We start from the raw sequence: 13,272 nt of genomic DNA on the forward strand, positions 1-13,272 counted from the left end.
TACAAATAACATAAGCAAGAAAGATAGGGGAGCCCGTGCTGATCTGGTCAAGCCATACGGCAGTTACAAACTGCCCTCCATCATGGGTCCAAGTCGCAGACTTGAACCATGGCCACGTGCCAGCAGATCAAGCAAACCGTGCGCAGCACGCGGGCTTCTGCAACGACAGGAACGGCCTTCGCCTACAGACAGGGTAGTTACTTATAAGCGCCAGCAGAACTGGAACCCAAACCAGTCTTGGTCCTGAGCGCCTCTGTTGTTTCGTTGCCCGGCAGGGCGGGGCCCCACAGGCCCAGAGTACAACAGCAGTGCGAAGGGCCAGGACGAGGCCCCGCGGCCGTGACCGCTTACCGGAGTAAATGAAACAAGGTTGTAAATGCGCACCGGAAGGGAAGTCATACTCAGGAACAGCCAAATGCGTGCACTTAAGGAGCCAAACAAATTCTAGATGAGAAGCAACTTTGGTTGTTAGTGAGAACCACAAAGAGTAAGCGTGAAATTGGCATTCCGCTACTGACAAACCCATGCAAACAATCCACCATCGTTTTTCCCCTATTTTCAACAAAACAAGCCAAAAACAGTTTAGATTTGTGAACCGCAACCTGATCACCATCCCATGACCAGACAACAGCTTTTTGAGCAAATCCAGCGCAAGCGTTCCTACCTCTGCATAGGCCTGGACACTGACCTGAAGAAAATCCCGAAGCACCTGCTGCAGCACGAAGACCCCATCTTTGAGTTCAACCGCCAGATCATTGAAGCCACCTCTGACCTGTGCGTAGCCTATAAACCCAACGTGGCGTTTTATGAGGCGCATGGCCCCAAGGGCTGGGTGAGCCTGCAGAAGACTCTGGAGGCCATCCCAGAAGACGTGTTCTCCATAGCCGATGCCAAGCGCGGCGACATTGGCAATACCTCTGAGCTGTACGCCCGGGCGTTTTTCGAGCAGATGGACTTTGACTCTATCACGGTGGCCCCGTACATGGGCGCCGACTCGGTGCAGCCGTTCCTACAGTTCCCCAACAAATGGGCGATTCTGCTGGCGCTCACCTCCAATGAAGGCAGCAAGGATTTTCAGTTCTCCAGTGTAGTGGCCCAAGGGGAGCAGCATTTCCTGTTTGAGAAAGTCTTGATCAGAAGCCAGGAGTGGGGCACGCCCGAAAACCTGATGTACGTGGTGGGCGCTACGCGCTGTGACTACATTGAGCGCGTCCGGGAGATTGCTCCTTACCATTTCTTGTTGGTGCCCGGCGTAGGCGCCCAGGGCGGAAGCTTGGAGGAGATATCCAAGTACGGGATGAACAGCCACTGCGGTCTGCTGGTGAATTCCTCCCGCCAGATTATTTATGCGTCCCAAGGCGAAGACTTCGCGGAGAAAGCCCGGGTGGCCGCGCTGGCCGTGCAGCATGAAATGAACAAGTATTTGACAGAGTACTTGCCGCAATAGCCGTTTTTGGCCTGTTTTCCAGAAAAGAGGCCAAAAACGACAGGTTCAGCCTTTCACGTTCTGTTGCCGTATGAGCAAGGGAAATGTGAAAGGCTGTTCCCGTTTTATGAAAGAGGATTTTTTGCACTACGTCTGGCAACATCAATACTTCAACAAAGAACAGCTGCTCACCACCACCGGCGAAGAGATAACTATCCTGCACCCCGGCTTTTACAACCGCTCAGATGCGGGCCCCGATTTCTCTTCTGCCAGAATAAAGTTAGACGAAACGGAATGGGTGGGCAGCGTAGAGATTCACCTTTCCTCCTCAGACTGGCGCCGGCACCATCACCAACGCGACGCCAAATACAACCAGGTGGTCTTGCATGTGGTCTGGCAAGAGGATGAAGTTGCTTTACGCGAAGAAGGGACGCCAATGCCCACGCTGGAACTGCAAGGCCGGGTCCAGCTGCCTTTGCAAGCCCAGTACCAGGAGCTCCTTTGGAGCGAGGCCGTCATTCCCTGCGCCCCGCAGACCCACCTGGTAGACGGCATTTACAAATCCTCTATGCTGGACAAGACCCTGCTGGAGAGGCTGCAACTCAAGGCTGAACTGGTCTTGGAGCGCATGGAGCAGAGCAGGCAAAATTGGGAGAGCACCGTGTACCAGACCATGGCGGCGGGCTTTGGGTTTAAGATGAACCAGGACGGTTTCCTGTTTCTTACGCAGGTGCTGCCTTGGGGTATGGTGCAACGGTATCAGAAAAAGCCGGCCCAACTGGAGGCCTTGGTGTTTGGGCAGGCGGGCTTGCTTTCCCACATCACTGCGCCAGATGAATATGCGTTGCAACTGGCCAAAGAACACCACTTCCTAAGCCACAAGCATGCCTTAGAGGAGCCCTTGACGGCCAAGGCCTGGAACATGCTCAGGCTGCGGCCGGCTAATTTCCCGGGCATCCGGTTGGGGCAGTTCTTGGCGGTGCTGCTGGCGCACGAGCACCTTTGGTCCACCTTGGTGGCGTGTAGTACTATAAAAGAGTTCAAGGAGTTCTTCCAGCAAGAGCCACCCGCGTATTGGCAACAGCATTACGCACCGGGCAAGAAGTGCAAACAGACATTTGCCAGAATAGGTGAGGAGAGTATCCAGAATTTGCTCATTAATGTAGTGGCGCCGTTGTTTATTGCCTACAGCCGAAGGACGGGTGACTATTTCTACCAAGGCAAAGCCATCGCCCTGCTGGAGCAAATCCCCAAAGAAAACAACAAGATTACTAGGTTGTATACTGGTCTAGGCTTTGCAAACAAATCCGCCGCCGACTCTCAGGCCTTGATTGGGTTGTACCAAAGGTATTGCCAACCCAAGAAATGTTTAAATTGCGTGGTCGGGCACCGCCTGATGAAGCAACACCTAACTCGCCCCTGAATGCTTTCATCCTGGCTTCATCTGCCACCGCTTTTTTTTCTAGTGTTTCTGTTGTGGCGCTTACACCAGGGAAAGGCGCACGGTTTGCTTTTTTGGGCTGGGCTGGCGGTAAAGGTAGTGGCTGGGCTGGCGCTGGGGTATGTATACAAAGAAATACTAGGCGGCGGAGACACCTGGTCCTACCATCGGGTGGCGCTCAAGGTGCTACAAGAAACCACCCAACTTCCTTTAGACTATGTCCGGTTTTGGTTGGAAAATCAAACGGGCGAGGCCTTGGTGGCTTTTAGAGCGGACTCCAATTCCTTCTTCTTTATCAAGTTGTTGAGCTTTCTGTATCTGCTCACGGATGCTTCCTACTGGTGGAGCAGTGCCTATCTGTCTCTGTTCAGCTTTTGGGGCTGCTGGTATTTGTTTCTAAGAATTGAAGAACGATTCCCAGATTATAGGATTCCTGCCTTTGTTGCCTTCCTGTTCTTTCCTTCCATTGTGTTCTGGACCAGCGGCGTGAGTAAGGATAGCCTGGTGATGGGCGCCATGTGCTTTTTGTTTGGCTTTACTGTACGGTTGCTCTATGCCCAAGGCGTCAAGGAAAAACTGTACTACGGAGTACTGTTTGCACTAGCATCCTGGCTGTTCTGGAAGGTGAAGTTCTTCTTAGCAGTCCCGGCTATCGTGTTTCTGCTGGCTTATCTTTTGGTAGAATTTTTGGCGAAGCGATTTGGAGTGCTCAGCTCTTTGTCTAGAAAGGCCATGCTTTGGCTGGGAATGATGGTGCTGGGAGCAGTTAGTGCTTACTTTTTGCAATCTGATTTTACGCCAGACGACTTGGGTTTTCACGTTATGCTGAACTACAATAAAATTTCAGCGAAGACCTCCTCAGAGCTTCCGCAGATTGTATTCCCCAATCTAAATGCTTCATTCACTTCCATACTTTGGCATGCGCCGCAGGCGGTGGGGCAGATGTTGGTGCGGCCTTTTATCTGGGAACCGGCGCCTTTGTTCTATAAACTGATTGCGATAGAGAATCTGGTCATTTTATTCATAATTCTAACGGCCCTGGTAGAGATCATTAAAAACACAAAGGTTAAACCACCCCCTGCCTTCTGGTTAGTGTTGCTGTGTTTCTTCTTGGCTGGCGCAGTTTTGGTTGCTTTGCCCACGCCCAACCTGGGGTCCTTGAACCGGTACCGCGCGCCATTGTTGGCAATTTTCCTGACCATTGCGCTAGCGCAGGGACCTTGGTTACGCTGGTGGCACCGCCTGACTAAAGGCGGCAAAAGCGCTTAATTTTTCTTTGCGTATTTTTGCATAAATATTTCAATTTGAGACCATGCAGAATCCCGTTATAATATTAGGTGCCCAGGAGTTGGGTATTGCCGCGCTAGATACTTTCCAGAGTAACGATGTGGTGGTGTATTGCTTTTTAGATGACAAAGTTGCCCTGCAACAGCAGGAGGTGAACGAAATCACCGTCATGGGCAACACCGAGGACGAGAATTTCCTGAAGCTTATTGGCAAGAAGTGCGACGTGTTTGTAGCCGCTGAGGATATGGCCGCCCGGAAGAGCCTGGTGAACATGCTCAAAGAAGATTACAAAGTAGTGCCCGTGAACGGCATTCATAGATTCAGCTACGTGTCTGAGCACGCCTGGCTTGGCCATGGCAACTTAGTGCAAGCCGGGGCCATCGTCAATCCCAATGCCAAGGTTGGTGACAGCTGTGTGATAGGAGCCAGAGCGCTGGTAGATTCTAACGCTGTTATAGAAGACCACGTGCAACTAGGCGCAGGAGCCATCATTAACGCAGGCGTGACCGTGGCCGAGGGAGCTTTCATTGGAACCGGAGCCGTGGTTGTGTCTGGTGTGAAGATTGGCAAGAACGCCCGCGTAGGCGCCGGTGCCGTGGTAGTGGCAGACGTAGCCGCCAAGCAAACCGTCTTCGGAAACCCTGCAAAAGCTGTCTAAAAAGACATAAGACGCAAGACAAAAGATTCAAGACTTCTGAAATCGTAGTCTATCAATATGACTCAAGACTCAGAACTGACGAAGGTCATTTTTCGATTTCGGGCTGTTTTCTGTAAATTTGGCCAAAACTAGAAAAGGAACTTAACCACAAAAGTCTAGCGTCTAGCATCCAGTATCTAACATCCATTTTACACTTAGTCTGAAACTAAGCTCGTATGAAAAAGTACAGTATCCTTCTTTATTACCACTACACCAAGATTGAAGACCCAGAACTGTTCCGCGAGGAGCACCATCTGCTGTGTTTAAGCCTCAACCTGCTAGGCCGCATCATTGTCGCGCCAGAGGGTTTGAACGGCACCGTCTCTGGTTTGGTGGAAGACTGCGAAGCCTACATGGCCGCCGTCAAAGCCGACCCACGTTTTGCTGGCATTGACTTCAAGGTGGATTATGCCGAGGAGCATGCCTTCACCAAACTGCACGTGCGTCATAAGCCCGAGATTGTGCACGCCGGCCTGAGGAACATCGACCCCACTGAGCGGACGGGTGTGCATTTGTCTCCGAAGGAGTTCAGGGACATGAAAGACCAGGAGGACGTGGTGGTATTGGACGTGCGCTCAGATTATGAGTACAGCATGGGCAAGTTCAAGAACGCCGTGACTTTGGACATTGAGAACTTCAGGGAGTTCCCGGAGAAGATAGATGAGCTGAAGGAAAAGTACGAGGGCAAGAAAATCCTGACCTACTGCACCGGCGGCATCAAATGCGAGAAAGCCAGTGCTTTCTTGCTGGAGAGTGGCTTTGAGAACGTGTACCAATTGCACGGCGGCATCATCAAGTACGGTATGGAAGCCGGGGGCGAGGATTTTGAAGGAAAATGCTATGTCTTTGACAACCGCGTGGCGGTAGACGTGAACACCGTCAATCCGGTGGTCATTTCTAAATGTCATGTTTGCGAAACGCCTTCGGCTAGAATGGTGAACTGCGCCAACCCGCACTGTAACCTGCACGTGCCCATCTGTGAAACCTGCGGTACCCTAATGGATGGCGCCTGCTCTACCACCTGCCAGGAGCACCCCGATAAGCGCCCGTATGATGGCACTGGTTATTACCAAAAAAACACCAACGGCTACAACCCGTACAAAGGCTTGAACCGCCGCAAGACGGAGCAATCTAAGGCCGTGTAAGCGATAATTGTTATAGAAAGAAAGCGCCGCATGTTGCTTCTGGGCAATAGTGTCGGCGCTTTTTCTTTCCTTAGGGCAAGAGGTCCTTGCCTCACATGTACCACCTAAAACTATGAACCTATGGCCCGCATCCCGGAGTCTGAACTGATTTTTAACGCCGACGGCAGCATCTATCACTTGAACCTGCTGCCTGAGCAGATTTCTGACACCATCATCACGGTGGGCGACCAGGACCGCGTGGCCAAAGTAAGCCAGCATTTTGACTCCATTGAGGTGCAGGTGGCTAAGCGCGAGTTTGTGACGCATACTGGTTACTACAAAGGCAAGCGCATTTCGGTGGTGTCTACGGGCATAGGCACAGACAACATTGACATTGTGTTCAATGAGCTGGACGCGCTGGTGAACATTGACTTCGTGAGCCGTGAGCCAGTGGATGCCGAAGACCATATCTCCCTAAAGATTGTGCGCATAGGCACATCGGGCGCTTTGCAGCAGGATATTCCGCTGGGCAGCCATTTAGCTACTGAGTACGCCATGGGCTTAGACTCTTTGATGCAATTCTACCCATTGATGGAAACTGGCTATGAAACGGAGATTGCGGTACAGGTGCAATTGGCCTTGGGCATCGGGTTCTTGCCATATTGCGCCAAAGGTTCAGACTTATTGCGTGAGCAGATTGCCTTTGACATGATTCATGGCAATACCTTCACCTGCCCAGGCTTCTACGGCCCGCAGGGAAGACAATTAAGATTGCAGCCAAAAGTGCAGGACTTGATTCAGAAGCTAAGCGCCTTTCAGTATGAGAATGTTAAGTTCACAAACTTCGAGATGGAAACCGCTGGTATCTATGCGCTGGGCAGACTGCTAGGCCATGAAGTATTGTCTTTGAATGCTATTGTCGCCAATAGAATCTCCAACACCTTCGCTGATAACTCAGAGCAAGTGATTGATGATTTGATTATCAAAGTGCTGGATAGAATCTAAGCACAGTGATAGTATAAAAGAAAAGGCTCCTGCTATTGAGATAGCAGGAGCCTTTTCTTTTATAATGGTTGTCTATTTAGAAGAACTCAACACCCAACACAGCTTTTAGCGGAAGCGTCACCCCAGATTTCAAGGTCACGTACTCCTGGTCTACCTGCCAGATGGTGGTTTGTACCCGCTTAATGTCGCCGTTGGCTACTTGAAAGGTCAATTCAACCTTGCCCTGGTAGCCATTGCCTAACCGGCTGGCACGCTCCAAGTCATGCATACGGCGTTTCTGGGATTCTTTATCGGCCCAAACGTCTTCTTGTCCAAACTGAAGTTCTGGGATGGTTTCTTTCTCAATCAGCGGAAAATGAGGTGCGGTTTTTTCCATAATTAGTCAGTGTTGTCTGGTAGTCAGTGTTGTCTGGTTGTCTGCTGGCAATGAATAAATAATTCAGAATAAACGCAAACGATTGCGTTGGTTTTAGTTTATACGAAAGAAATCTGAATCGTGCTATTGTTGCCAAACAAACAAGCGTTTTTGGCTTGTTTTGCCTAAAATAAGCCAAAAACGGCTATAGCTTCGCCAGGAACGCCATGGTGTCTACGCCGTCGGCATAATCTGTCACGGCCGGGCACTGCGCTTGCCCAAACGAGAAGCTGTTCTGCCAGGCGCCTTCCTTGGACACCACGCACTGTAACTTGTCCTGCACCTCGGTCAGTTTCGCCTTTAAGTCTTCGGCGTCTGTGTAGGTCTCATAGAACAGCACAGAGATGGGGGAGACCAGGCTCTTGCTTTCGGTGACCATCAAAAAACCGTTGTCCAAGTGCGGCACGCGGTTCACCAGCAGAATGGACTTGTTGTAGTCATAGTTGTTCTGGTACTTGTGGTGGTTGACCACTTCCTTCTTGTACTCAATGGCCTCAAAGAAAGGCGTGAAATTATAACCCACCGGCACGTAGGCCTTGGCCACGTTTCGGCAACCCAGCCCATAATAACGGAGAATGTCATCACCCAGGGCGGCTAGTTCCTCAGGGGTCTCCTCGCCGGTCAGGACGGCTACGCTGGTGCGGTTCTTTCTGATGATGTGCGGGCGCTTGGCAAAGTAGTACTCAAAGTAGCGGGCGGTGTTGTCAGAGCCGGTGGCAATGATGGCGTCAGACTCTTTGAGCATGTCCACAAACTGCACCTGCGTCAAGAAGCGGTCGTCCAGCTCAATCAGTTTGTCCAACAGGTGCCGCACCAAAAACGGGTCGTCTGAGCTCAGTTTGGCCTGCAAAATGTGGCCCGACAGCAAAATGCACAGCGCGTCATGGAACCCCACTGCCGGAATATTGCCTGCCATCACCACGCCCACTTTCTTGGGCGTTATCTGGCTGAAATCATACTGCGCCACCCATTTCTCCAGTGCCTCGCGCTGGAGCATGTGGGCAATACCGCTCAGGGCCGCTGAAACATTTGGCAAGTCAAAGAAGTTATTGAACTGCCCCGTTCTTCGGGCCAGGTATTCTAATTCCTCTTCTGTGAGTGCACGTAGGTAATCTCCTAAGGCTACAAAGGCAGAAAGTCGGTTTTCTAATGTCATCATATTGAAAGGGGAACAGCGAGTGCGTGAGAAACGTTTGATACAATGGGCGCTAAGTATTACTTTTGCGCGTAGTATGGCGTGCCGTAGAAGCCGGTGCAAAATTACTAAAAAGAAACAGGAGATACGATTATGGCTATAATGATTACGGATGAGTGTATCAACTGCGGCGCATGCGAGCCGGAGTGCCCTAACACTGCTATCTATGAAGGTGGCGCGCAGTGGACCTGGGGAGACGGTACCTCTCTAACCCAAGTGGAGATTGACGGCGGTGAAACCATTGACGGCAAAGCCCCGCAACCGCCCATCTCAGACGAATTCTACTACATTGTCTCTGACAAATGCACCGAGTGCTGCGGTTTCCATGAAGAACCTCAGTGCGCCGCGGTTTGCCCGGTAGACTGCTGTGTAGATGACCCAGACTACCGTGAGAGCGAAGAAGACCTGTTGGCCAAGAAAGAGTGGCTGCACGCCGCCAGCTAAGGCTAATTTCAATATGTATTCCAAAAGACCCGCCCTGTGCGGGTTTTTTGTTGCCTGCCCGTTTTTGGCCTTTTCTCCAGAAAACAAGCCAAAAACGGAGCATCACCGCAGTCTGCCGTCCAATAGCTACTATCTAAAATCTATTATCTGAGTCGTAAGTCTGCTAATTTGTTATTTTTGCAGATTCACGTAAAATGAGCGGGTGTCTGCGCTAATAGCACACCCGCCCATTCAACAATTAGCACATTGCCCAATGACGTCTATTCCAAAAACATATAATCCCAAAGAAGTAGAGGACAAGTGGTACGCCACTTGGCTGGAGCGCGGTTTCTTCAGGTCTAAGCCCAATCCCAAGAAGGAGCCTTACACCGTGGTGATTCCGCCGCCCAACGTAACGGGTGTGTTGCACATGGGACACATGCTCAACAATACCATCCAGGACATTTTGGTGCGAAGAGCCCGTATGCAAGGCAAAGAAGCCTGCTGGGTGCCAGGCACCGACCACGCGTCCATCGCTACCGAAGCCCGCGTGGTCAACATGCTCAAGGAGAAAGGCATTGAGAAGAAAGACATCAGCCGGGAGGAATTCCTACAGCACGCCTTTGATTGGAAAGAGAAATACGGCGGAATCATTTTGGAGCAGTTGAAGAAACTGGGCGCCTCTTGTGACTGGGACCGTACCCGTTTCACCATGGAGCCAGACCTGACCGCGGCCGTGATTGAAGTGTTTGTGGACCTGTACCGCAAAGGCCTCATCTACCGCGGCGTGCGCATGGTCAACTGGGACCCGCAAGGCCTGACGGCTTTGTCTGACGAGGAGGTAAACTTCAAGCAGGTTAACGGCAAGCTGTACTATTTGCGCTACGCCATTGAAGGCTCTGACGAAGTGTTGACCGTGGCCACTAAACGCCCGGAGACCATCATGGGCGACGTGGCTATCTGCGTGCACCCCCAAGACCCACGCTATCAGCATCTGGAAGGTAAGAAAGCCATCATTCCGTTGGTGAACCGCGCCATCCCCATTATTTTTGACGAGTACGTGGACATTGAGTTCGGTACGGGGGTGTTGAAAGTGACGCCTGCCCATGACATCAATGACTATGAACTGGGCGTGAAGCACAACCTGCCAAGCATTGACATCTTGAACGATAACGGTACCATTCATGAGCGCGCCGGCCTGTACGTAGGCGAAGACCGCTTTGTGGTACGCAAGAAAATCACCAAGGAACTCGAGGCCAAAGGCTTGCTAGAGAAGGTAGAGGATTCTGTGACCAACGTAGGTTTCTCTGAGCGCACCGATGCCGTGATTGAGCCCAAGCTGTCTATGCAATGGTGGTGCAAGATGGAAGAGATGGCCAAGCCAGCGCTTGAGAACGTGATGAACGACAACATCAAGTTGCACCCGCCCAAGTTCAAGAACATGTACCGTTCCTGGATGGAAAACGTGCGCGACTGGTGTATCTCGCGTCAGTTGTGGTGGGGTCAGCAGATTCCGGCATACTACCTGCCGAACGGAACCTTTGTAGTAGCTACCACCCCAGAGGAAGCCTTACGCTTGGCGCAGGAGCAAAGTGGTGATGCTAATCTACAAATGTCAGATTTGCGTCAGGACGAGGACGTGTTGGATACGTGGTTCTCTTCTTGGTTATGGCCTATCTCGGTGTTCGACGGCTTCAAAGACCCAGACAACGAGGATATCCTGTACTACTACCCCACCAATGACCTGGTAACCGCCCCTGAGATTCTCTTCTTCTGGGTAGCGCGTATGATTATGGCCGGCTATGAGTTCCGGAAGGAATTGCCGTTCAAAAACGTGTACCTGACCGGTATTGTGCGTGACGCACAGGGCCGAAAAATGTCTAAGTCATTGGGCAACTCGCCAGACCCGTTGGTATTGATTGAACAGTACGGCGCCGACGGTGTACGCGCGGGTATGTTGTTCAGCTCTCCGGCGGGCAATGACCTGTTGTTTGACGAGAAATTGTGTGAGCAGGGCCGTAACTTCAGCAACAAAATCTGGAACGCGTTCCGTCTCATCAACGGCTGGGAAGTAGATGCCACCTTGCCTAATCCGAACGAGAAGGCCATTAAGTGGTTTGACTCTAAATTCAATGAGTCATTGAACATTCTGGAAGACCATTTTGAGAAGTTCAGGATTTCTGATGCTCTGCTCACCGTGTACAAACTGGTGTGGGATGATTTCTGCTCATCTTACTTGGAGATGATTAAACCAGCCTTCGGGTCACCTATTGATGCTGGCACCTTGCAGGCCACCAATGAGTTCCTGGAGAAACTGATGAAGGTGTTGCATCCGTTTATGCCGTTCATCACCGAGGAAATCTGGAACTCTATGGCAGAACGCGCCGAGAAAGACTGCTTAGTGGTAGCTCCTTGGCCAGCCCAAGGACGCGTAGACGCAGACATTCTCCGCAACATGGAATACGTGCTGAACGTGGTAGGCCAAATCAGGAACCTGCGCAACAGCAAAAACCTGTCGCCGGCCAAGAAACTGGCCCTGCACGTGCGCTTGAACGAAGGCAAAAACGCCATCGCTGGGTATGAAGTGTTGGTAAGCAAACTGGCCAACCTGAGCGAGATTCAGGAGGCCGAACAGCCCCTAGACAGCGCGCTTTCTTTTGTAGTGGACAGCTCAGAGTTCTTTATCCCGATGGAAGGTACCATTGACGCCGCCGCCGAGCGCGAACGCATCTTGAAGGAACTGGATTACACCAAAGGATTCCTGGCCAGCGTAGACAAAAAGCTTAGCAACGAGCGTTTTGTGGCCGGTGCCCCAGATGCGGTCATCAACGCAGAGCGCAAAAAGCAAGCAGACGCCGAGGCCAAGATTGCCGCCTTAGAGCAAAGCTTGTCTGCTTTGCCTTCTGAGTAAGTTTTGGAATATTGATTATAGAAAAGCGGCTACCCTGCAAAGGATAGCCGCTTTTTGTTTTAGTTGGAAGATGTTTTTAGCCTAGTTTCTGGAAAACAGGCCAAAAACAGTATTCTTGATGTACTTACTCTTTATAAACTATAGTAAGGTTTTTTGCCGGGTATGCTATTTATTTATAATTGATTACGATTTTTTCTCCCACGGTTTGTTGAAATCATTATAATTAGCCCACTTCTGTTTTAATGCGTCAAGAAGCCTTGCACCTGCAATTGTAATAGTATTCTCATGTGAGAGATAAATCACCCAACTCGCATCAGAGTCAGTGTAGAACATTTCTATACCTACATATTCATCAATCTCAGATACTGGTATGATTCTATCCTCTTGGATTTCGCTTATCTCGTGGATTGGTCCGGCTTCTAACTCCTCAAGAATTTCTTTGAGCTTTTCTAGGCCAAATGCAGACTGAAATTCATCTAATTCAAAGTAGTCTAATGTTTCAGAAGCTATTTCCCCGTTCAAGGGTGTCCATAATCCTTCCGCTCCCCATATATCTACAAGCTTCTTCCTGATTTGTTCATTTTTCATCAAGAGCCTAATATTGTCGATTTACAGTTTATAAGAATCCAATCTGGTCCAGGTGATGGTGCCATCGGCTACGGCATATTTCAAAAGCATATTCCCGCCGTTGTGGCCGTCTTCAAAATAAGCCATGGCGTAGCGGTCGTTCAAGATACGGATGTCCCTAATGGCCATAGTCCCGCCCATGGTGCCGGTCGCGTTCAGGATAGTTTTCTGACGGCGCATCAAATCGTTCATCAAATCTGCCTCAGGGTTTTTAAGGCCTTTGCGTTGCAGGCGTTGAATGTCTCCGGCGCTCAAGGTGCCTAGTTCGTCTTCAAAGCTGGTGGAGGCCGGTGGCGTCACCATGTCTTCTTCCAGGTTGTTTGGATTGGGCTTGGCGGTAGTGTCTTTAGGGGCTGGATTCTGTACTGGCGGGGCAGAGCGGGTGTAGCGTTGCAGTTGCTGTTCCAGGCTGGTGATTTTGGTGTTGGCGCTGGCTAACTGACTTTCGGCTTGGCTTTGTCCCCAGTAAAAGTAAATGGCCAGAAACAGCACGAATGCCAGGAAGATTAAGAATAAGGTATTTTTCATATTGGTAGGGAGTGTAGCATCCTGCATCAGCAAGATACAGCTTTTACTATATTCTAGGCTTTCGGGTTATGGGTTTTCGTTTTTGGCTTGTTTCCTAGGAAACGAGCCAAAAACGAGGCCACAAAAAAGCCCCTCCAAGTGGAGAGGCTTTTCTTATGTATAAGGGAATATTCAAATCTTCAAATTCCCAAAT

General features: G+C 50.6%; 13 protein-coding genes. 8 read left to right on the forward strand and 5 right to left on the reverse strand.

Annotated features, from left to right (window positions below; translation table 11 throughout):
* Positions 1–201: 201 nt before the first annotated feature.
* Positions 202–399 (reverse strand): hypothetical protein, encoded by a 198-nt coding sequence (locus TH61_RS18145; protein ID WP_157600679.1) that lies wholly within the window; start codon positions 397–399, stop codon positions 202–204.
* A 217-nt stretch (positions 400–616) separates the two neighbouring features.
* Here TH61_RS18145 and pyrF point away from each other — a divergent pair, with 217 nt between their 5' ends.
* From pyrF to TH61_RS10410, 6 genes are all read left to right on the forward strand, one after another.
* Entirely contained in the window at positions 617–1,447 is an 831-nt protein-coding gene (gene pyrF, locus TH61_RS10385; protein ID WP_066508899.1) for an orotidine-5'-phosphate decarboxylase, read from the forward strand.
* A gap of 106 nt (positions 1,448–1,553) precedes the next feature.
* Positions 1,554–2,849: a DUF2851 family protein gene (locus TH61_RS10390; RefSeq protein WP_071887954.1), complete on the forward strand. Its 1,296-nt coding sequence runs from the start codon at positions 1,554–1,556 to the stop codon at positions 2,847–2,849.
* Positions 2,850–4,136, forward strand: a complete 1,287-nt coding sequence (locus tag TH61_RS10395) for a hypothetical protein (RefSeq protein WP_066508912.1) — start codon at positions 2,850–2,852, stop codon at positions 4,134–4,136. It begins immediately after the preceding gene.
* 43 nt (positions 4,137–4,179) lie between these two features.
* Complete coding sequence (locus TH61_RS10400) at positions 4,180–4,812, forward strand: NeuD/PglB/VioB family sugar acetyltransferase (protein WP_066508913.1); 633 nt, start codon at positions 4,180–4,182, stop codon at positions 4,810–4,812.
* Between the two features lie 215 nt (positions 4,813–5,027).
* Positions 5,028–5,996, forward strand: a complete 969-nt coding sequence (locus TH61_RS10405) for a rhodanese-related sulfurtransferase (protein WP_066508916.1) — start codon at positions 5,028–5,030, stop codon at positions 5,994–5,996.
* A 120-nt stretch (positions 5,997–6,116) separates the two neighbouring features.
* Entirely contained in the window at positions 6,117–6,980 is an 864-nt protein-coding gene (locus TH61_RS10410; protein ID WP_066508918.1) for a nucleoside phosphorylase, read from the forward strand.
* 76 nt (positions 6,981–7,056) lie between these two features.
* Here the strand turns inward: TH61_RS10410 and TH61_RS10415 are convergent, their stop codons facing one another.
* A complete protein-coding gene (locus TH61_RS10415; RefSeq protein ID WP_066508920.1) occupies positions 7,057–7,356 on the reverse strand; it encodes a hypothetical protein in 300 nt (99 codons plus the stop codon).
* A gap of 184 nt (positions 7,357–7,540) precedes the next feature.
* Entirely contained in the window at positions 7,541–8,554 is a 1,014-nt protein-coding gene (locus TH61_RS10420) for an acyl-CoA reductase (protein WP_369796882.1), read from the reverse strand.
* 129 nt (positions 8,555–8,683) lie between these two features.
* On the opposite strand from TH61_RS10420, the gene TH61_RS10425 reads away from it, so the two are divergent.
* Positions 8,684–9,034: a 4Fe-4S binding protein gene (locus tag TH61_RS10425; protein WP_066508922.1), complete on the forward strand. Its 351-nt coding sequence runs from the start codon at positions 8,684–8,686 to the stop codon at positions 9,032–9,034.
* A 253-nt stretch (positions 9,035–9,287) separates the two neighbouring features.
* Positions 9,288–11,924 carry a valine--tRNA ligase gene (locus tag TH61_RS10430; RefSeq protein ID WP_066508923.1) on the forward strand — a complete coding sequence of 879 codons (2,637 nt, stop codon included), beginning with the start codon at positions 9,288–9,290 and terminating at the stop codon, positions 11,922–11,924.
* 183 nt (positions 11,925–12,107) lie between these two features.
* Here TH61_RS10430 and TH61_RS10435 read toward each other — a convergent pair whose 3' ends face one another.
* Together TH61_RS10435 and TH61_RS10440 are read right to left on the reverse strand one after the other, a co-directional pair.
* A complete protein-coding gene (locus TH61_RS10435) occupies positions 12,108–12,512 on the reverse strand; it encodes a hypothetical protein (protein ID WP_066508924.1) in 405 nt (134 codons plus the stop codon).
* 21 nt (positions 12,513–12,533) lie between these two features.
* Entirely contained in the window at positions 12,534–13,079 is a 546-nt protein-coding gene (locus TH61_RS10440) for a hypothetical protein (protein ID WP_066512776.1), read from the reverse strand.
* Positions 13,080–13,272: the final 193 nt, after the last annotated feature.

It is taken from the genome of Rufibacter sp. DG15C (assembly GCF_001577755.1).
Taxonomy (GTDB): Bacteria; Bacteroidota; Bacteroidia; order Cytophagales; family Hymenobacteraceae; genus Nibribacter.